A 20967-nucleotide genomic window follows, 5' to 3' on the forward strand; every position below is an offset into this window, starting at 1 on the left:
CCTTATCCTGACTTGATTTCAGTTTTTTCTTTGTCAGTAAGGGTGTCAACAAGGAATATTACAAATTGTTAACCGAGTCTTGAAAGCCTTGTGCTACAAAGGTTTGAAATGTTAAGAAAGATGTGACTAAAGGACAGCTTGATAAGGGGGGTGCCGATCCCCCCTTAGTCCCCCCTTTAATCCCCCCTTAATAAGGGGGACATCTGAAAGTTTTTAATACCTACCTACTTATCCTTTCCTAGAAGTGATAGCAAAATATCCCGGGCAGCTCTTCTGAAAATCAGAAAAATTTCTATATTTTTGCATCCGATTCTAGGTTTTCAATTAACCTTAAATCAAAAGCCTAGGGCTTAGATAGAAGCCATTCAAAGGATATTTATGAAAGCCAAAATCGCGATCGCTTGTCAGGGAGGCGGCAGTCAAACTGCTTTTACTGCCGGTGCATTAAAAGCATTATTTGACAATAAAGTACAAGATTACTTTAATATTGTCAGTCTCAGTGGTACTTCTGGAGGTGCTATCTGTGCCTTTTTCACTTGGTACGCTCTCAAAAAAGGTGATAGCGTCGTTTGGAAAAGAATGATTGATTTTTGGGAAGATAATAGCGCTCGAACTCCCCAAGAACAACTATTTAATGACTCAGCTATTAAAGCTCTAGAATTGGCCAGCAAAGGATTAATTCCCCAGTATAATCTCAGTCCTTCCTCTCCGATTACTAAAACCTTATTTTCTATAGCTACCTACGGTTTACGCAGTCGCTTTACCAACTTTGATCAGTTACTAAGAGCGCATATTGACTTTTCGGAATTAGCCACTTGGGGAGCTAAACCAGAACCCCCAGTTTTATTAATTGGGGCCTGTAATATCCTGACAGGAAAGTTAAGTAAATTTAACTCGCGCCAGGAAGCAGTTAAAATTGAACATATCCTAGCTTCTGCTTGTGTTCCTAACATTTTTCCTGCTGTCACCATTGAAACTATGGCCTACTGGGATGGACTATTTTCTGATAATCCCCCCATCCGTTCTTTAATTCGCCGTGAATTTGTCGGAGTCGAAAATATTCCCGATGAAATTTGGGTAATTAAAATTAATCCCACCTCTAGAGATAAGATACCCGTGCAATCCGATGATATTGCCGATCGCCGCAATGAATTAGAAGGCAATGTTTCCCTATTTCAAAGTCTCGATCAGATTGACTTTCTCAATCAATTATTTCTCAAAGGAGCCTTTAAAGAGGAATTTTTGCGCGAGATCGAATTAAAAGAACCATTTAAAATTCCTAAATCTTTCCCGGAAGATCCCGATCAAGATTACCATATTCCGATGATCGAAATGTCTGCGGAATTAGCCAATAGTCTCAACTATGAAAGTAAACTTGATCGCTCTCCTGCCAATATCCAGCGTCTGATTGCTGACGGGGAAAAACAGGGAAAACAATTTCTAGAACATCGACTAAAAGCTATGGGTTTAAGATAATTTTTGAGGGTTCAAAAACGGCAAAAATAAGGATTAAATGGCATAAAATCTGTCAATAGACTATTTAATTGATTATTATTTATTCTCCTGACTACTGACTACTGGCTACTGACTCCTAACCCTAACAACAATTTTTGATTTTTATAAGAGGTCTAATGATCACTGATTTTCATTGACTAATACCCGTCCAGATAGATCGTAAATCATAATATCCCATTGCCCATTTTTTGCCGCTTCAAAAGCCACTTTAGAACCATCGGCACTGATGATCGGATTGCGTACTTCCGCGAGCAGATCGGGAGCAATTTCCCTTCTCTGTTGAGTTTGTCGATCGTACAGATAAATAGCCGTTTTTCCCTGACGACTAGCAGTAAAAACGATATAACGACCATCTTCACTAATGGAAGGACTAGAAGCGATCTGATCGAGAGAATTTAGGCCAGGTAAAGACAGTAAACGGCGATCAATAGCATCAAAAAGATAGATAGCTTGGGAACCATTGCGATCGGAAGCAAAAACGAGATAGCGAGAGGCAAGATAGGGAGTTAATTCACTAGCAGCACTATTTAAACTTCTCCCCCCTCGATCGAAAGGAAAAGACAATAAACTGGGATAACCCGCACATCCAGTTAACAAACTAATTACAGCAACAAGACTAATAAAAAAATGACGTTTCACGGTTTGGGACTTTCAACGGGACTGCCATCGGCAATATCTAACTCGATATTCGGACCGCGATCAAGAACCTCCACATCCCATTGTCCCCGACGAGCGGATTCAAAGACAAGATAACGACCATCGGGACTAAGACGGGGATTTCGCAACCAACCGCGATAATTTTGACTCAATAACTCAGAGCGATCGGTAATGCGATCATATAAAGCGATGACGGGACGACCCTCAATAATCACCACATAAGCCAGATAACGCCCCGTTTGGCTTAAACTGGGGCTATCGGTAATTTCTTGACCCGTATATAATCCCCCTAGGGTCTGGTATTGTTTTGTCTGCAAATCATACAGCAGTATCTGATTACTACCGCGACGATTAGACAGCAAAGCAAGCCAACGACCATCACCACTCAGGGCAGGTTTTTCGTCATTATAGCGACTATTGAGGGTTCCTGTAGAGAAACCGGGGTTATTGAGATTACAACCGCCTATAACCCCTAAAAACAAGCAGATAAACAGGAAAAAGGGAGCTTTGGTCATCGGACCTACTCCTTAATAATCAAACCTAGTCGGATGATCATTACTCGACTCCCGTTCACTATTATCCGGTCTCTCCCAATCTTCTTGATCGCTCGTATCCCTAGGATCGATCGGTTGATAATCGACGTATTCACCTTTAAATGGCGGATCGTCCTCAATTATTGGGCGAGGACGACGTTTTTGTCCAGTGCGGGGCGGTTTACTGCTCGTTTCTTCACTAGCGGGACGACGACGGGGACGGGGACTGGTTTCTTCCCAATCATCACCGCTACGGCGCTGATCATAAACATCTCGATCGCTAGTGGGGGAACTATTGCGGGGACGACGATTAGCCGTTTTGCGACTGCTAGTATCGGCCGGCCGACGGGTGCGGGTGCTGCGGGGTTCCTCGTCCTGATAACTAGAAGTGCGGGAAGAGCGGGGCTCCTCGTAACCGCGTAAACGGGGATTATCTTCGTAACGTTCCTCTGGTTCGTAGGTGTCGAGGGGTTCCAATTCGGCCCGATATTCCCGACTCACAGGACGTTCATCCACAAAAGAGGTGCCGCGGCGGGCCTGTTCCGTGGTTAAACCCCGCAATTTTACCGTCTCGAAGGCAAAAAACACCGCTGCCCCAGTCAGCAAAAATTGTCCGAATTGCAAAATCGGATCCAGTCGCCACCCTTGAAAAAGTAAAATTAAACCGCACAGTAACCCAACGGCGGCAAAAAATATATCATGATCCCTGGAAAGTTCCGGCCGCACCGAGCGCAGGAAGTATAACCCGGCTCCGGCTACTGCCAGAAAAATTCCTAAGATACTGGCCGAATTCAGCCCAAAATTGACCATCTTTATCTCCCTTCTCGGTGCTTAAATTTAAGAATCGAGTCTTTATCTCTAGCCCTCAGCTTTCAGAAGCAATCCTGCTGTTTTTAACTCAAGGAGTCGATCTATATCCTAACCCCCAAGTCTAGCACTATATCTATCATCCTCGATTCTAACTTACTCGATCGAGCCTAGCTCACACAACTATTGTTGAGGAAGTGGGGAAGTGGGGAGACCACTTCGTGCGCGTTGCGGGGGGAAGTGGGGAAGTGGGGAGATTTTATCAGTGAACAGTGAACAGTAAACAGTGAACTGAAAACTCACATCTGATAACTGATAACTGATCACTGAAAAGGCTGAGATTTTAACAAAATCTTTAGGAATTACCCATTGACAGGATTGACAAAATGTGTGCTAGGGGTTTCGGGCATTTGAACCTGATTTCTTGATCACCTTTGAGCGATCGCTTCTGAAACGACCAATTTTCATCGATGCACATCATGGTTAATTTGTCAAGGGCGTAAGTCCTAATTTTAATAAGATCAGACAGAAATTTTTCTGTCATATCATAAAATTAACTTAACCCAGCCAAGAGGGAATTAGCATAGAATGTGAGTATAATTCAGGCTAAGCAAATAGTCTGCTTGTATCCATAGTTCATTCAATCCATAGAATAAGGTGTGAGGATTGACCCATGTCAAAACTAATCAAGAATTTAACAAAGGTAACTCCTTTAGTATTGGGTGCTTCCCTGGCCGCCGCAGGTGGTGCCGTAGCTCAAACTGTTTCCGGTACACCTCAACTCAAAGTTGATCCGGTAGCACAACAACAACTCGATCGCATTCAACGCGCCCAAAATAGTCAGCAGATTAATACGGGTGTTTATCAGGGTTCCATGTCCCAGGTGACTAGCGTTAACCAACTGCGGGACGTATCTCCCACCGCTTGGGCCTACGAGGCATTAAGAAGCCTTGTGGAGCGTTACGGTTGTATCGTTGGTTATCCCGACCGTACCTTCCGTGGTGATCGCGCCACCACTCGTTGGGAATTTGCCGCAGGTTTAAACGCTTGTTTAAACGTCATGGAACGCTTAATTCAAGATGGTGTCGCTGTACTCAGAGAAGATATCGATAAATTAAAACGTCTTGTTCAAGAATTTGAAACCGAACTAGCGGCTTTAGGGGCTAGAGTAGATAACCTGGAACAGCGGGTTTCTTTCCTGGAAAATAATCAATTTTCTACCACCACCAAACTCAGAGGTGAGGTAATTTTCAGTATCGCCGATAGCTGGGGTGGTCGAGCTTCCATTACAGAGATTGACGGTACGAGGGAGGATAATGGCAGCAATCAAGATGAAAGTCAAACAGTATTTAATAATCGGGTTCGACTCAACTTTGAAACCAGCTTCACCGGTAAAGATTTGTTGAGAACCCGTTTACAAGCGGGTAACTTTAACACCACCTTCAACCAAAGTGGTCCGACGAGAACCAACATGACCCGTCTGGCATACGATGACGGTCGTGACAACGATGTAACCATCGATGATTTGTTCTACCGCACTCCCATCGGCACTCCCTTCGGTGACATCACCGTTTGGGTTGGTGCTAACCAGTTAAACCTTGATGACGTTTTCATCACTGCTAACCCCTTCCTCGCCGATAGCGGCACGGGTGCTTTATCTCGCGGTCAACGCTACAATAACATCGTCTTCCGTGGTCCTTCTGGCATAGGTGCAGGGGTTCGATTCAATGTCGGCGATGTTTTCCAAGTTACAGGGGCTTATCTGGCCGGCAGTGGTGCCTCCAATCCTGAACCGGGTAACGGTTTGTTCAATGGTTCCTACAGTGCTGGCGCGCAGGTAGGTTTCTCCTTCATCAAATTTGCCGATATTAACTTCGTTTACGTTCACAGTTATCAAACCGCTGATGATATTGCTAATCCTCGTTCTGGTGGTTTATTCGGTCGCATCAGCAGCCCTCTGACGGAAACTCCCTTCGGTGACGTTGGTACTACTGCTAACCGTTTCGGTTTACAGGGTAGCGCTCAAGTTATCCCTGGAGTCTTAAATATAGGGGCATGGGCTGGTTATGCCGATGCCTCGGCCACAGGAGTTAATGAGGCGATCGGAGATAATAGCACTGGTATCTGGTCTTGGAACCTTAACTTCTCGGTTCTCGATCTCTTTGCCGAAGGTGCAGCCCTTTCTTTGGGAGGCGGTCAAGTACCCCGTTCCGACAAGGAAGATAGCACTTCCTACATGGTGGAAGCTCAGTATAAGTTCCCAGTCACCAAAAATATCCTGATTACCCCAGGCGTTTATGCGGTCTTCAATGCCAACAACTCACACAACAGCATTGTTGTCGGTGTCATCCGGACAACTTTCCGCTTCTAAGCTAAGTTGATTGATTAAACAATCTAAAACGGTGGGATTTATAGATCTCACCGTTTTTTTACTTTTAACTTTTCACTGGATATAACCATTTATGAGAAGATGATCGGAGCGTCCCAAACGCCGCTATACTTACTTCGCCTATTTAGTTGCTTATCTATGCACTCTCCGTCTTTCCCCCGTCGCACTAAAATTGTGGCCACGATTGGCCCAGCCTCGCAAAATAAGGAAACATTACGTCAGATGATCAAGGCGGGGGCGACGACATTTAGATTAAACTTTTCCCATGGCGATCACGATTACCATCGTCACAGCATTAACCTGATCCGTCAGTTAGCCTTTGAACTCAATCAACCGATTGGCATCCTTCAGGATCTGCAGGGACCAAAAATTCGTTTAGGTAAATTTGCCTGTGGGTCGATTACCCTGAAACCGGGGGAACCCTTTATCCTTACTTCTAGGGATGTGGAATGTAATCAGGAAATAAGTTCCATTAGCTATCCCTCTCTAGCCCAGGAAGTCCCAGAAGGTTCGAGAATTCTCCTTGATGATGGTAAAGTCGAAATGCGGGTGGAATCAGTGGATCGTCTGAAAGGTGATCTTTCCTGTCGCGTGGTGGTTGGGGGTGTCTTATCCAGTAATAAAGGGGTAAATTTTCCCAACGTTTATCTGTCGGTAAAAGCTCTAACCGATAAGGACAAAAAAGATTTAATGTTCGGACTGCTGTGGGATGTGGATTGGATCGCCCTCAGTTTTGTGCGTAATCCCCAAGATATTCTCGAAATTAAAGAATTAATCGCCAGTGCGGGTAAATCTATCCCCGTGATCGCTAAAATTGAAAAACACGAAGCGATCGAGGAAATGGAGGCAATTTTATCCCTCTGTGATGGTGTGATGGTGGCCAGGGGAGATTTAGGAGTAGAATTACCAGCCGAAGACGTGCCAATCCTGCAAAAACGCCTGATTAATACTGCTAATCAGCTAGGCATCCCGATTATTACCGCCACTCAAATGCTTGACAGTATGGCCAGTAATCCTCGTCCCACCCGTGCCGAGGTTTCGGACGTGGCTAATGCGATTTTAGATGGCACTGATGCGGTCATGCTTTCCAATGAAACGGCTGTGGGTCATTATCCCATCGAAGCAGTGGCAACCATGGCCCGCATTGCCGAAAGGATCGAACGGGAACAGATCAATAGTGCCGCTCGCTCTAACAATAAACAATCGATTCCTAACGCTATTTCCTCGGCAGTTAGTCAAATTGCCGAACAATTGGGGGCAGCGGCAATTATTACCCTGACAAAAACCGGCTCTACTGCCCGTAACGTCTCCCGATTTCGCCCCAAAACCCCGATTTTAGCCGTTACTCCCCATCGAGAAGTGGCACAGCAGTTACAGCTAGTTTGGGGCGTAAAACCGATGTTATTGCTCGATTTACCCTCCACCAGCCAAACTTTTCAAGTGGCGATGAATCTCGCCCAGGAAAATAACCTCCTCGCAGATGGTGATTTAGTGGTGATGACGGCGGGAACTCTGCAAGGGGTGGCTGGTTCCACGGATTTAATTAAGGTGGAAGTGGTAAAATCCCTTTTGGGCAAAGGTACGGGTATCGGCCAGGGTGTGGCTAGTGGCCGGGCGCGAGTGGCCCATAATGCCCGAGAAGTGGGTAGTTTTAGTAGTGGGGAGATTTTAGTCGTTCCCACCACCAGCGCCGAATATGTGGATATGATGCGGAAAGCTGGCGGAATTATCACCGAGGATACCGCGATGAATAATCACGCCGCTACTATCGGTTTAAAATTGGGTATTCCTGTTATTGTCGGGGTTAAAAATGCCACGAAAATTATCCGCGAAGGGGTGATCATTAGTCTCGATGCTCAACGGGGTTTGATTTATTCTGGTATTGGCAAGGGTGCGGCGACTATGAAAAACTGAGTCAGGAGTCAGTTTTTTCCCAGTTAGGAGACAGGAGACAGGAGGCAGCTTTTATTTATTATCCCCACTTCCCCACTTCCCCATACCCCACACCCCAACACACTAAAACCCCACACCCCACACCCATTTTCACTTGTCTATGAGCGATTCTTACTCTCCTCCCGTCGATAATCCAGCCTATACTGTTGAACAAGCGATCGCTAATATCCAGCAAAGAGAAGACCTAGGAGCGCGTTATTATGCCGCTTGGTGGTTGGGTAGATTTCGTGTTCGTCAACCGGAGGCGATTTCGGCGTTAATTGCCGCTTTAGAGGACGAAAGCGATCGCACTCCCGATGGCGGTTATCCCCTGCGACGCAATGCCGCCAGCGCTTTAGGGAAATTAGATGATCTCAGTTGTCTTCCCGCTTTGATTGCCTGTCTCGACTGCGAAGATTATTATGTGCGCGAATCGGCTGCCCAGGCATTGGAAATGCTTCAGGATCGAAGCGCGATCGCACCTTTAAAGAAACTATTAGAGGGTGGCATCGAAGTGGCTGTTTTAGTGGCGGGAAAACCCCATTTAGTCCAACCCTACGAAGCGATTATCGAGGCCTTGGGAACCCTGCAAGCGACGGAAGCGATTCCCCTCATCGAACCGTTTTTAAAGCATTTCGTCGAAAAAGTGCGTTATGCGGCTGCTCGCGCCCTCTATCAACTCACGACTAACCCCCACTATGGCGATATTCTGATTAATGCCTTGCAAGGGGAAGAATTACAGCTGCGCCGTTCTGCTTTAATGGATTTGGGCGCTACGGGTTATCTGCCGGCTGCTCCTGCGATCGCTAATACTTTGGCGGAAAATAGTCTGAAACTGGTTGCTCTCAAGGAACTTTTAGAAAACCATCTAAAAACTAATTCTAGGGGCGAAAATATCTCGGAAATTCTCACTTTAATGGATAGTTTATTGTAATCAATAATTGGTTAGTTTTTATCTAAATTCAAACTCATAAAATCCAGAGGTTTTATGCTAATTCAAACTGATTATGCTGGCTGGCTAAACGAAACAATCACTCTGTTAAAACAAAAAAACTTTGATAAAGTTGACTGGGAAAACTTGATCGAGGAGATAGAAAGTTTGGGCAGAAGTCAAAAACGTGAACTCCGCAACCGGTTAACCACCATCTTAGAACACTGCCTCAAACTCTGCTATACTGACTACGTTGAGGATTATCGAGGTTGGCAAGAAACTATCGGGCGCAGTCAACGGGAACTAGAAGAACTTTTGACCGATTGTCCTAGTTTAAAAACCTACTGGGAGCAAGTATTTTTAGATTGCTATGCCACGGCTTTAAAAAGCTTGCGAGATAACCCCGATTATCAATCCTTTAACTTTCCCAATGATTGTCCTTTTCCCCAAGAAATTAGTCAGATTTTACAGAAAAAAGTTTGGCGATAAAATTATCTTTAAAAGTTTGTTGGTGGGGTTAGGAGATAGGAGTTAGCAGTCAGTAGCCGGTCGTCAGGAGTCGGGAGACAGGAGATTATTTTATTTATTCTCCCCACACCCCACACCCGTTCGGCTGAGCTCACGGCCGAAGCCCACACCCCACACCCCACTCCCCCACTTCCCCACACCCCCACACCCCACACCCCAACCCCTCATCCCCTCCAATGATAACCAATGCTTCCCACCGTTGAGACTTTAATTATTGCCGTCGAAAAAGCCGACTCAGCTAATGAGTTACTAACAGCCGTGGAAAACTTAGCCGCCGCCAAAAGTGAAGCGGCAATACCCACCCTCACCGATGTGCTGAGATATAATAACCCCGGTGCCTCCGTGGCAGCAGTGGATGGTTTAATCGCCATCGGCAAAGCGGCGGTTCCCTATTTACTGGCCAACCTAGACGGTTATAATTATGGGGCGAGAGCTTGGGCAACCCGCGCCCTAGCAGGAATTGGCGATGTGCGAGGATTGGACTTATTGCTTGAGGCGGCGGTGAGTGATTTTTCCTTTAGCGTGCGGCGAGGGGCGGCTAGAGGCTTAGGAAATATAATTTGGTCTGATTTGGAGGAAAGTCGGGTTTCTGAGGCTCATAAGGCTGTTTTTACGGCACTGGAGAAACTTTCGCAAGGGGATGCAGAGTGGGTGGTTAGATATGCGGCGATCGTCGGATTGGAGGGGTTAGGAACTGCGGCGGCGGCATTTCGCGGGGCGATTCGGGAACTTTTAGGACAGATTCGGGAGACGGAAGCGGAAATAGTGGTAAGATTGCGCGCCGATCAAGCTCTGGAACACTTACAATAAGCCTAAGTCGAAAGTAGAAAAACTTATTTCTCTACAGGGAGAAACAATTACACTAACATTCTATGAAATATTGGCAGGAAATTTTAGCGATCGCTCAACGAATTTTAGTAGAATTAATCCGGCGCGGGCGTAGCTTAATCCTCTGGGGCATTTTCCCGATCCTTGTCCTGCTCTTAAATGGCTATATTATGGCAGAAAAAGGCAAAATTGAGCTTGACGAGGCGATGGCTCTGGCTACTCCTCCCACCCTCGTCGGGGCGGCACTTTTCTTTAGTTGTTTGGGGGGAACCGTGGCGACGGTAGTGGCAGAAAGGGAGCAACAAACGATTAAACGGTTATTTTTATCGCCTTTAAGCGGTGTTTCCTATTTTATCGGCATTTTTCTCGCCCATTGTGCGATTGCCGCCTGTCAGACAGTTTTAGTTTATTCTATTGCTAAACAGTATGGAGCCACTTTTAAAGGCTCAATTCCTCTAGAATTATTAATTATTTTTCTTAGTATCACCGCCTATGTGGGTTTAGGATTTATCCTCGGTACTCAACTGGCGAAAAGAACAGAAGATGTTAATGCTTTGGTGGGAACTTTTGGGGTTCCTTTATTAATTTTAGGCGGCGTTTTTCTCCCAACTGCTTTATTCCCCGACAATATTCTATCTCTGGCTAAATATAACCCGATCTACCACATGAATGAAGCTTTAATTGCTGTTTGGGCAAAGGGCGAAAATCTACAAGATATTAACTCTCATTTTCGCTTTCTCTGTCTTTTTGCTCTAGCTATGGTAGCAGGTGGTTGGCTTACCTATCGACAAATGTTAAACCTTGAACGCCGACTGTAAATCAGTTATCAGTTATCAGTTAGAAAAGGCAAGAGTATTCATTAATTTGTCTTCCCATATCTTCCACTCCCTAATCCTGTCCCCTGACTCCTGACTATCCTTGTTACTTTATTAAAAATGCTGACTATTAATAATATCAAAAAAAATTACGGAAGACGCTTAGTATTAGATCAATTAAACTTTCATATTGAAGCGGGGGAAATTTACGGTTTACTCGGTCCCAATGGTGCGGGAAAAACCACCACTATTAACTTAATTTGTAATTTATTAAAACCCTCATCGGGAGAAATTACCTTTAATTATTTGCCAATTTCCAGAGTTACTAAAGAATTAATTGGGGTTGCCCCGCAAGAAAATTTGTTGTACAAATCCCTTACTTGTGAGGAAAATCTCAACTTTTTTGCTCAGATTTATGGACTCGATCGCCACCAGCGTCGTCATCGGATTAAAACCAGTTTATCCGCAGTAAATTTGCTTGATCGCGCCCGTAGTCCAGTGGAAACTTTAAGCGGTGGAATGCAGCGCCGGATGAATATTGCCGTGGCTATTGTTCATCAGCCAAAATTATTAATTCTCGATGAACCAACCACCGGTTTAGACATCGAATCTCGCTATGAAATTTGGGATTTAATCGGAGAATTACGGCGACAGGGAATGACAATTTTATTAACTACCCACCTCCTCGATGAAGCACAGCGTCTCTGTCAACGTATCGGGATTTTAAAACAAGGTCGTATTATTGCCGAAGGTAATTTAAATCAGCTGCGTCAGCATATTCCTGCGAAAGAAATTATTATCATGGATACCCAGGATCAAGAAGCGGCAATAAATCGAGGTAAACAATTAGGATTTACTCCCAAATTTTACGGAAAAGATTTAGCTTTTTGGTTACATGAACATCTAGAATTAAGCGAGATTATTCAGGCATTCGATGGCATTAATATTGATTCTCTCGCCCGTCAGACGGTACAGTTAGAACATATTTATATGGAAATTATGAATCAATTTTAACCCCATTTTTGAAAATTCAGGTTGATGATCGGCATTTTTTTTCAGTAATTGGCCTCAATTAAGATAAATCGCCGTTTTTTTTACCGTCATGATCATCTATAATTTTTGGATAGGTTCTATTAATTGGAGACAGAATCAATAATGAAATTAAACTCTATCACTGGGTTATTGAGTCTATCGGCGGTATTATTAAGCTCACAGCTACCGGCAGCGGCGCAAAATTGTCGGCCACTTTCTTTATTGGGGGGTGAGGGTAGTGAAATTACCAAAACCGTCTCGCAACCCACTATTCCGGGGCCTTTCGGTGTCACGATAACTCGTAATAATTGGAATACCGATTGGGCAGTTCCGGGGGGTAGAAGTTTTCAGAGGTTTATCGTTACGGTTTCTGTTCCTAGGGCTGCCTCCTTTGATATTCGGCTGTTTCTCAAGTATAGCGATCAAACTAATGAGGAATTTTTTAATACTAATGGAGTACGAATCGAACCCGATAAACCCTTAACAATTACTGCCACAGTACGCGCAAATGATCAACCTTTTCTAGTCAATCTTTTTGTCAATGGTATTCAGCACATTGGTAATACCTACACCGCTTCTGTTGTCGGTTGTGAACGATAAAATATATAGGGTGTGCTGAACAAGTTTTTTCTGGGGGCAGGGTGTGGGGTTTTAAGCTAAGAGGCATTTTAATCGCCTATCCGATTAGCTGAATCTCTCCCAATCCCTTTACTGTTGCCTCTTGTTTCATCTCAACAGGCAATTTCACAATGCACGGGCAGCCCCGGACTTTACTCTCTACCCCGATTGACCTTCAGTGGGAAAATTAGATCAATGCACAATTAAGGATTTTTGTCAAGAAAATAATATTAAACTTATTATTGATGTCTGCCATGCCCACGCCCAAATTATCTGGCAATTAGCGATTAATTGCGCTACCCTAACTAATATCCCCCCATTTGCCTCGATTTAGAACTGGCTTTTATCTGTCCCCACCTCAATCATCGATTTTTTTCCAGAATCTTATGTCTGAAACTATCACTCCCGCCATTAGCGATCGCATCTGTAAACACATGAATAAAGATCACGGTGATGCCGTGCTTTTCTACGCTCAAGTTTACGGCAATATTACCGATGCAGAAACCGCTCAAATGCTCTCCATCGATCCCGAAGGCATGGATTTAGCCATAGAAAAATTAGGGGAGAGTCAAACAATTAGAATACCTTTTGAGCGCACCCTAGAATCAGCCAAGGATGCCCATAATATTCTGGTTGAGATGCTAAAAGTTAATCAAACCACCCCTTGACAAAGCTCGATTTTGCGCCATAAATCTAACAACCTTGTTGGATAAAACTTTTAGACTTTTTCGCCATTAAAAAGTGTCAGCCATGGGGGTAATCCGGGGGAAATTGAGCTACTTTTTCCCTGAAAATATGTAAAACCCCACACCCTACCCCCCGGAAAAACTTTTTCAGCAGACCCTAGTTATAGCTTGAATTGCTTTTCTATCAAAGACACGATCCAACTTCTGGGTAAAAAACGGGGCAGATTGACGATAATTTTATTAGCCAATTTACCGGCTACCACGTTGGGGCGTTTGTTTGCCAAGGCAGTTAAAGCCTCTTGTACCACCACTTCCGCCGAATCTAACCGGCCGTTTTTGCCCATAAAGGCACTGGGAAATCGGGCCACCTCAAAAAAATTCGATTCCGTCGGACCGGGGCAAAGAGCGAGGATTTCAACGCCTTTGTCCTTATTTTCTGCCCAGAGAGACTCGCTAAAACTGAGGACAAAGGCTTTTGTCGCCGCATAAACGGAAAGATAGGGGAGCGGTTGAAACCCAGCAATGGAAGCAACATTGATAATTGCCCCCCCAGCACCAGCAAGCATCGGACGGAGAAAATAGTGGCTTAATTCCACCAATACCAGATTATTTAACTGGATCATTTCTAACTGTCGGGCTAAATCCTGCTCGCTAAAAGCACCATAACCACCAAAACCGGCATTATTTACCAGTAAATCAACGTTGATTCCTTTTTGGTTCACCGTATCATATACTAGCTTTCCCGCCCCAGCAACGGTCAGATCTTGGACGATAACCGTCACTTTTACCCCGTATTGTTCCTCTAATTCCGCCGCTAATTGTTCTAGTTTATTCCTAGATCTAGCGACTAAAATTAGCTCCATTTGCCGTTGGGCAAGTTGACGGGCAAAGACGACACCGATACCAGTGGAAGCACCGGTAATGAGGGCTGTTTTCATAGAAGATCAATCAAAAATAGCTTTTTTGCTGGAATTGTACCACAATTACCCTTCCATTTACAGTTCTTAACTTGGCGGGGAAGGCATTTTTTCAACTCAGAATATATGTTAGGCTAGAAATAGAACAAAGGTCGAGGGAGGTGCAGAAATGACAGTTATAAGCTTCACTGATCAAGATATTGCCAAGTATACCGCCGCTGATATGGCTTCTTTAGCCGAACGACTAGAAAAAGATGAGTATAGTAACCCCTTCGAGGCTTTGCGGGATTGGCATCTGTTGCGGGCGATCGCTTTTCAAAGGCAGGAATTAGCCGAACCTTATCTTTATCTGTTGGATGTAGAAGCCTACGATGAGGCTTAAAGTGGCTTAGTTAAATAAAACTTAACACAAATTACCCGGTGTGTGAGACTAGCACACCGATAATTTTTGTTTATAATATTCTCCGGCTGAAAAAAGCCCCTAGCTTTTTGCCCCTTATTTCCCTACTATCAATAACAAAGTATTTTTAGGCGATCGACTAAATTATGGGCAAACAATACAACGTTTATGGGATCGGTAACGCGCTTGTCGATATGGAATTTCAAGTCTCCCCTGAATTACTGCAAGAATTAGGCATCGATAAAGGAGTGATGACGCTGGTGGACGAAAATCGTCAAACCCAGTTGATGGAAAAATTGGCTCTTGATTGTAAACGCAGCGGTGGCGGATCGGCGGCGAATACCCTAGTAGCGATCGCTCAGTTGGGAGGTAGAGGTTTCTATTCCTGTAAAGTGGGTAATGACGAATTAGGTAAGTTTTATCTGCAAGATCTGCGGGCCTGTGGTTTGCATACCAATGAACACGGCGGCGAAAAAGAGGTGGGAATCACGGGAAAATGTCTAGTTTTTGTGACTCCCGATGCCGATCGCACCATGAATACTTTTCTCGGCATCACCGGGGAAATTTCCGAACGGGAATTAGTCCCTTCAGCGATCGTTAATGCCGATTATCTCTATCTCGAAGGTTATCTCGTCACCTCTCCCACTGCCAAAGCTGCCGCTATTAAAGGGCGAGAAATTGCTCAGGCGGCTGGAGTCAAAACCGCTTTATCCCTGTCGGATCCCAATATGGCGATCTTCTTCCGGGAGGGATTACTGGAAATGATCGGAACGGGGTTAGATTTCGTTTTCGCTAATGAGTCGGAAGCTTTGACTATTTCCGGCAGCGAGGAAATCGAGTCAGCGATCGCCTATTTTAAAACCATTGCCAAAGGATTCGCTATCACCCGGGGTGCCAGTGGTTCTTTGATCTATGATGGCGAAAATCTCCTGGAAATTGACTCCCATCCCGTACAGGCGATCGATACCGTCGGCGCGGGGGATATGTACGCAGGTGCGTTTCTCTACGGCATTACCCACGGTATGGGTTACAAAGGGGCGGGAAATCTCGCTTCTCTAGCGGCTGCCCGGGTAGTTTCTACTTTTGGGGCGCGTTTACAAACCGAGGAAATTCAATCCCTGCGCGATTTGATCGTTTTGGGATAGGTTTTGTCAGTGATCAGCTTTTAGTCAGTAGTCAGGTTTTTTCTCCCTGCTCCCTGCTCATAGTCTTAACGAGTAATTTAGATAGGGTTTGCTGAATAAATTTGAAATGTAGGCAAAGTAAGGGTTTTGGGGCTTTTCTCGCGAAACAGGTGCAAGATTTTGAGAGAATCGTCGTTCAAAACCTTGCGTCTTCATCGGCCCGCGTCCTGTAGGGGCGAAGCATTCGGACAATAACCTATCGGTGAAAACGTAGATTTTCTATCCGAATGCTTCGCCCGTACTTATTGAGCAAACCCTAGATAGTCATACTAAATCCTGTTTAAAAGGTATGGAAGAGTGGGAAGAAGGGAGCGGGTTTTTCAAGTTGGATTGGGGGTTAATCATGCTATTAAAAACCGATTCAGTATAACGGTAAAGTTAGACCGTCTTCACCGATAACTTTGGCTGAGTCATAGCGCCTCAATTGTAACGCGCCCACCTTCCACTGCCTCAATCTGAAGTTTAAAGCCATACAAAAGACCCATCCCCACACATCATACGGGCTTTCTCTGGCTGCGACTGCCAAAACGGAAGACGGCTCTATGTCCAATCCGAATCAGCCAAGGTTGAGCATCAGGGACACGCTCATAGAGATGATCGGTAGCAGTAATCGTATCGTCGGCAAGCTCAAACGCTCCAGTTTCGATGTTGATCGCCACAATTCTCCCCTGATTTCCCTCCTCCACTTGAGAACGTACCTGAGATTCATAAATCTCATTACCACGTCGAGCGAATTCTTCTTTGCTGTAGCGGGGTTGACGAACTGTCATTGGCTTGACCCTGGGGCAACTTTTGCCCTCTATTTTAACCTAAACATCGGGAATCTTCGCTAACATTCCCCAACTGGTCCCACAAGAGCGGCATCGCACTTAAACCCACAGCTTTAATCAATGGACATGGTGCGTTCCCCAAAATCGATCGCTGGAGCAGTAGAAGTTGCATTAGGGAACGCATTCTACAAGATCGGCGATCGCACTAAAGGGCTTTGCTACTCGATAAGTCTTTGGGTCAGTCCGCTGCACTAACTTGTTCGACTGCGCTTCAGACAAGAAGATGTTATGCAGACAAAGCTAGGTAAGCTAAGAATAGACCAATAAGAAACACTACAAGGGGTAATATAACCCAGAAAAAATGAGTGCCAGCGAATTTTCTCACCAGATCAAATCCCATGACTTGATTATTCAATTTATCAGCCTCATCTCTCAGTATTTTGATGCCAATTCCATCGTCAGTTGGGAAAAACATCTTATCTAACTGATCCCTAATTTTTGATGAACGCAACCTATGACGATTGTATCGTTCGGTATAGGATACTGAAAACAATGCTCCAAGAAAGCCTAAAAGGGCAATAATGAGTGACAAAGGTAGATCTGATCGATCAATTTTGTCGTTAAACGTAACCAGTGTAATTAGTGCTGATGAGATCAGCATTACGTAGTTGTTTATATTTGATCGTAATGTCTCAGCGTGTCTGGCATGATTTCGGTATTCCTGGTATAAGCCCCATAAAAGGTCTTTCTGGATTTCCTTGCGATCATCAACATTAATTGATCCACTCATTGAGATGCTCCTCAAACTTCAATCCATACCAAGTGTTATTTGTTTTAAGCAATTTTGTATTGCTGATCGCGCTAGTGAAATAGAAGTCTAAGCAGTCGAACGCTCATCATCACCCGCCTGTAGGGGGCCAAGCCGATGACCAGTTCTATTTCGCAGGGTCGGGTGCATGAAGATGTTAGACACTAGATATTGCCAAAAACCTTGTTTAACTAAATCTCTGACAATTAGGCTCATTCTAGCGATGATTCCTATGTCTGACCGCACCCCTTGACAAAAACTTACAATTATTAGACCTTTAGCGATCGCTATCGGGAGATAGTTGTTTTTTGTTACAGCAGTGGGGAGAAGGGATCGGGTTTTTCAAGTTGGATTGGGAGTTAATCATGCTATTAAAAACCGATTCAGTATAAAGACCCCGTTATGCCGTGTCCCTATAGATAGACTTCAACGGCTCTAGCATTCGGCGCGTCACGGAATGAAAATGCGTCTTGCGCCTTGATAATCTTCAATATTAAGGGACTTGCGCTTTGATAATGTACCATTTAGGGCTGGTCTTATTCTTCTAGAGAGCGATTTTCTGGCTGGGATATTATTCCCACGCAAGTCCCTAACTACTGGTTTAAGGTAAATCCGTCGCCCCCATCAAAAAGCGATCGCATTCCCTGGCGGCCCCGCGACCTTCATTAATCGCCCAAACCACCAAACTTTGACCACGACGACAATCTCCCGCTGCAAAGACTTTCGGTAAGCTAGTGGCAAATTGACCATGTTCGGCCTTGATATTGCTGCGGCCATCCTTTTCTAGTCCCAAATCATCGAGTAAAGGCTGTTCTGGTCCCAAAAATCCCATGGCCAATAGAACCAATTGCGTCGGGATGAATTTTTCGGTTCCTGCCACCGGTTGGGGGATAAACTGCCCTTTTTCGTTGCGTTGCCATTCCACCTGTACCGTGTGAATCCCTGTGACGTTACCCTCGCTATCCCCCTCGAATTTAGTCGCTGTGGTGGTATAAACCCGGGGGTCATCGCCAAAACGCGCGGCTGCTTCCTCTTGTCCATAGTCCAGACGGTAGATTTTTGGCCATTCGGGCCAGGGATTATCGGCGGCCCGTTCCCGGGGCGGTTGCGGCATAATCTCTAATTGGGTGACGCTACGGCAGTTATGACGCAGGGAAGTCCCCACACAGTCGGTTCCCGTGTCGCCACCGCCGATAATTACTACGTCTTTACCCGCAGCCGAGATAAAATCCTCCCCGGTCTGTCCGTCTAGTAGTGCTTTTGTATTAGCAGTGAGAAATTCCATGGCGAAGTGAATGCCCTTTAATTGGCGACCTTCGATGTTCAAATCCCGGGGTTTGGTAGCTCCGGTACAGATAACTACGGCATCATATTCGTTTAATAGGTCTTGGCTGCTGATATCCTTGCCCACTTCCGTGTTACAGACCATTTTTACCCCTTCCTGTTCGAGCATCTGAAGACGACGCAGAACCACTTCTTCTTTATCTAACTTCATGTTGGGGATGCCGTACATCAACAGGCCTCCGGGTCGGTCGGCCCGTTCGTAAACTGTCACCCAGTGACCGGCTTTATTTAACTGGTCGGCGGCTGCTAATCCAGCAGGTCCAGAACCGATCACGGCCACTTTTTTGCCGGTACGGATTGCGGGGGGATTAGCAGTAATCCAACCGGATTCCCAACCTTTGTCGATAATCGAACATTCAATATTTTTGATCGTAACGGGGGGATTATGAATGCCGAGAACGCAGGAACCCTCACAGGGAGCGGGGCAGACTCTACCGGTAAATTCGGGGAAATTATTGGTTTTATGGAGGCGATCGAGGGCTTCTCGCCACAATCCTCGATAGATTAAATCATTCCATTCGGGAATCAGGTTATTAATCGGGCAACCACTGGCCATGCCACTAATTAGGGTTCCCGTGTGACAAAATGGTGTACCACAATCCATACAACGGGCGGCCTGATTGCGGAGTTTATCTTCTGGCATGGGAAGATGAAACTCATCCCAATTATGAAGGCGATCGAGGGGGGTAAGTTCGGAAGGAAGTTCACGCAGGAATTCGATAAAGCCAGTCGGTTTGCCCATAGTCTTTTTTATCTCTGTCGTTTATTCCCTATCTTCCTTCAGGGTTCGATCGATCCCCGCAACTTTACCGATTTCTTTAATCTTATCGGCAACTCAGTGGACTAACAGGCGGTAATTTTGACAAATTCGGGAATTAACTAGGGTCTGCTGAATAAATCTAAAAACCTTGCTGGATAAGACTTTTAGCCTTTTTTGAAATCCAAAAGTACCAGATATGGGAGTGATCAGGGGGAAATTCAGCTACTTTTTCCCTGAAAATTAGGTAATTGACCCCCTCAAAATCGGTAAAACCCCACACCCCACACCCTACACCCTACACCCTGCCCCTAGGAAAAACTTTTTCAGCAGACCCTAACTATTGAGTTAAAAACAGGCTATTTCAAGAGGAAGGGGGCAATTCTAACGGGATAGCCCCGATTATTCCCTTACGAAAATCATTGAGTAACTGCATGGCTGCCCTTTCTTTATCTTCTTGATATTTGAGATTGGCCAATTTTTCGATAAAATCTTCCCCGGTCATGTCTAGAGTATTCAACCCATAACGAGATTGTAAAAGACCTTCATAGTGTAATTCTATTAATAAATCGACAAAAGCCGCCGCTATCCTTTGGTTATCATAACCAGCATCCCCAATATCCTCACAGATAGCTAATTTCACCGCATCCCTTTGATTATCTAAACGGGAAGGGATCACCCCTGGCGCGTCTAATAATTCCAAGGTGTCGGAAATTCGTACCCATTGTAATTGTCGCGTTACTCCGGCCCTGCGGGCGCTGGCAACGACTTTTCGCCCTAATAAACGGTTAATCAGGGCAGATTTACCCACATTGGGAAACCCAATCACCACGGCGCGCACTGGACGGGGTAACATTCCTCTTAGTTGGCGTTTTTGGTTAATTTCATCGCCAATTTTTTCCGCCGCTTTGATAATTGCTTTAACTCTTTCTCCCTGTTTAGCGTTAGTAAAATAGACGGTTTCTCCTTGACTTTTAAACCATGTTACCCATTGTTGCTGGGCAGATTCGGGAATCATATCGAGACGATTTAAGATTAACAAGCGCGGTTTATTGCCAATCCAATCGTCCACCTGGGGATGATGGGAGGCTAAAGGAATGCGAGCATCGCGCACTTCTAGGACCACATCCACGAGTTTAAGATGTTCCTTGAGTTTTCTTTCCGCTTTGGCAATATGACCGGGATACCATTGAATTAACGACATGGGAGATGGGAGTATAAAATTAAATCTTATCAGAAATAGTCCCTAGATAGCTAAGTAGGTAGGTTTTAAAAATTGTCAGATTCCCCCTTATTAAGCTATCCATTAGTTACATCTTTCTTAACATAAAATTTGACAAAAAGAAAAAAGTGTGCCTGATGGCTCAAGGGAGTTCTATGGCCGAACTAATTTGATCAGATAGTTTGCAAGTCTGGCTGATATCATCTAACCTTCGCGGTTCCAAGCAAATAGTTTCAACGCTGATCTCACGGCCGAAGCCTGAGAGAAGCCGAGGGGTCGCCTTTTCTACCTAAA

21 protein-coding genes are annotated in these 20967 nt (G+C 45.0%); 13 read left to right on the top strand and 8 right to left on the bottom strand.

Going from position 1 to position 20967, the window contains the following annotated elements; genetic code table 11:
- Nucleotides 1–378 precede the first annotated feature (378 nt).
- The gene (locus IM462_RS08285) at nt 379–1476 is read left to right on the top strand and encodes a patatin-like phospholipase family protein (protein WP_287699731.1); all 1098 of its coding nucleotides are present in this window, start codon (nt 379–381) and stop codon (nt 1474–1476) included.
- A gap of 159 nt (nt 1477–1635) precedes the next feature.
- On the opposite strand, the gene IM462_RS08290 is transcribed toward IM462_RS08285, so the two are convergent.
- The 3 genes from IM462_RS08290 to IM462_RS08300 are packed head-to-tail and all read right to left on the bottom strand — an operon-like array spanning nt 1636 to nt 3515.
- Nucleotides 1636–2154 carry a TolB family protein gene (locus tag IM462_RS08290; RefSeq protein ID WP_002741428.1) on the bottom strand — a complete coding sequence of 173 codons (519 nt, stop codon included), beginning with the start codon at nt 2152–2154 and terminating at the stop codon, nt 1636–1638.
- Nucleotides 2151–2687: a TolB family protein gene (locus IM462_RS08295; RefSeq protein WP_194017393.1), complete on the bottom strand. Its 537-nt coding sequence runs from the start codon at nt 2685–2687 to the stop codon at nt 2151–2153. Before IM462_RS08295 ends, IM462_RS08290 begins: the two co-directional genes overlap by 4 nt.
- Nucleotides 2688–2699: 12 nt before the next feature.
- Entirely contained in the window at nt 2700–3515 is an 816-nt protein-coding gene (locus IM462_RS08300; protein ID WP_287699732.1) for a Ycf66 family protein, read from the bottom strand.
- A 670-nt stretch (nt 3516–4185) separates the two neighbouring features.
- Between IM462_RS08300 and IM462_RS08305 the strand changes: the two genes are divergently transcribed.
- The 10 genes from IM462_RS08305 (at nt 4186) to IM462_RS08350 (ending at nt 13253) form a co-directional block, all read left to right on the top strand.
- Nucleotides 4186–5883, top strand: coding sequence for an iron uptake porin (locus tag IM462_RS08305; protein WP_287699733.1), 1698 nt, complete (start codon nt 4186–4188; stop codon nt 5881–5883).
- 156 nt (nt 5884–6039) lie between these two features.
- Complete coding sequence (gene pyk / locus IM462_RS08310; RefSeq protein WP_149973234.1) at nt 6040–7815, top strand: pyruvate kinase; 1776 nt, start codon at nt 6040–6042, stop codon at nt 7813–7815.
- Nucleotides 7816–7954: 139 nt separating this feature from the next.
- The gene (cpcE, locus tag IM462_RS08315) at nt 7955–8767 is read left to right on the top strand and encodes a C-phycocyanin alpha-cysteine-84 phycocyanobilin lyase subunit CpcE (RefSeq protein WP_287699734.1); all 813 of its coding nucleotides are present in this window, start codon (nt 7955–7957) and stop codon (nt 8765–8767) included.
- A gap of 54 nt (nt 8768–8821) precedes the next feature.
- On the top strand, nt 8822–9253 hold the full coding sequence (locus IM462_RS08320) for a DUF29 domain-containing protein (RefSeq protein WP_287699735.1): 432 nt from the start codon (nt 8822–8824) through the stop codon (nt 9251–9253).
- Nucleotides 9254–9478: 225 nt separating this feature from the next.
- Nucleotides 9479–10102: a C-phycocyanin alpha-cysteine-84 phycocyanobilin lyase subunit CpcF gene (gene cpcF, locus IM462_RS08325; protein ID WP_287699736.1), complete on the top strand. Its 624-nt coding sequence runs from the start codon at nt 9479–9481 to the stop codon at nt 10100–10102.
- Nucleotides 10103–10164: 62 nt separating this feature from the next.
- The gene (locus IM462_RS08330) at nt 10165–10938 is read left to right on the top strand and encodes an ABC transporter permease (protein ID WP_079208561.1); all 774 of its coding nucleotides are present in this window, start codon (nt 10165–10167) and stop codon (nt 10936–10938) included.
- 117 nt (nt 10939–11055) lie between these two features.
- On the top strand, nt 11056–11949 hold the full coding sequence (locus tag IM462_RS08335) for an ABC transporter ATP-binding protein (protein ID WP_147069380.1): 894 nt from the start codon (nt 11056–11058) through the stop codon (nt 11947–11949).
- 141 nt (nt 11950–12090) lie between these two features.
- Nucleotides 12091–12567 carry a hypothetical protein gene (locus IM462_RS08340; RefSeq protein WP_287699737.1) on the top strand — a complete coding sequence of 159 codons (477 nt, stop codon included), beginning with the start codon at nt 12091–12093 and terminating at the stop codon, nt 12565–12567.
- Nucleotides 12568–12763: 196 nt separating this feature from the next.
- The gene (locus tag IM462_RS08345; protein WP_287699738.1) at nt 12764–12919 is read left to right on the top strand and encodes a precorrin-6A/cobalt-precorrin-6A reductase; all 156 of its coding nucleotides are present in this window, start codon (nt 12764–12766) and stop codon (nt 12917–12919) included.
- 52 nt (nt 12920–12971) lie between these two features.
- Entirely contained in the window at nt 12972–13253 is a 282-nt protein-coding gene (locus IM462_RS08350) for a DUF2470 domain-containing protein (RefSeq protein ID WP_002732965.1), read from the top strand.
- 179 nt (nt 13254–13432) lie between these two features.
- Here the strand turns inward: IM462_RS08350 and IM462_RS08355 are convergent, their stop codons facing one another.
- The gene (locus tag IM462_RS08355; RefSeq protein ID WP_287699739.1) at nt 13433–14209 is read right to left on the bottom strand and encodes an SDR family NAD(P)-dependent oxidoreductase; all 777 of its coding nucleotides are present in this window, start codon (nt 14207–14209) and stop codon (nt 13433–13435) included.
- A 148-nt stretch (nt 14210–14357) separates the two neighbouring features.
- On the opposite strand from IM462_RS08355, the gene isiD reads away from it, so the two are divergent.
- Both isiD and IM462_RS08365 read left to right on the top strand, forming a co-directional pair.
- Nucleotides 14358–14570 carry a protein IsiD gene (isiD, locus tag IM462_RS08360; protein WP_287699740.1) on the top strand — a complete coding sequence of 71 codons (213 nt, stop codon included), beginning with the start codon at nt 14358–14360 and terminating at the stop codon, nt 14568–14570.
- A 164-nt stretch (nt 14571–14734) separates the two neighbouring features.
- The gene (locus IM462_RS08365; RefSeq protein WP_287699741.1) at nt 14735–15733 is read left to right on the top strand and encodes an adenosine kinase; all 999 of its coding nucleotides are present in this window, start codon (nt 14735–14737) and stop codon (nt 15731–15733) included.
- A 533-nt stretch (nt 15734–16266) separates the two neighbouring features.
- On the opposite strand, the gene IM462_RS08370 is transcribed toward IM462_RS08365, so the two are convergent.
- The 4 genes from IM462_RS08370 to ylqF form a co-directional block, all read right to left on the bottom strand.
- Complete coding sequence (locus IM462_RS08370) at nt 16267–16542, bottom strand: hypothetical protein (RefSeq protein WP_287699742.1); 276 nt, start codon at nt 16540–16542, stop codon at nt 16267–16269.
- A 286-nt stretch (nt 16543–16828) separates the two neighbouring features.
- Nucleotides 16829–17332: a hypothetical protein gene (locus IM462_RS08375; RefSeq protein WP_287699743.1), complete on the bottom strand. Its 504-nt coding sequence runs from the start codon at nt 17330–17332 to the stop codon at nt 16829–16831.
- A gap of 619 nt (nt 17333–17951) precedes the next feature.
- Nucleotides 17952–19436: a glutamate synthase subunit beta gene (locus tag IM462_RS08380; RefSeq protein WP_287699744.1), complete on the bottom strand. Its 1485-nt coding sequence runs from the start codon at nt 19434–19436 to the stop codon at nt 17952–17954.
- Nucleotides 19437–19815: 379 nt separating this feature from the next.
- Complete coding sequence (gene ylqF / locus IM462_RS08385; RefSeq protein WP_287699745.1) at nt 19816–20655, bottom strand: ribosome biogenesis GTPase YlqF; 840 nt, start codon at nt 20653–20655, stop codon at nt 19816–19818.
- Nucleotides 20656–20967 lie beyond the last annotated feature (312 nt).

Origin of the sequence: Microcystis sp. M144S2, assembly GCF_020246065.1 — a bacterium.
GTDB classification, from domain to species: domain Bacteria; phylum Cyanobacteriota; class Cyanobacteriia; order Cyanobacteriales; family Microcystaceae; genus Microcystis; species Microcystis ichthyoblabe_A.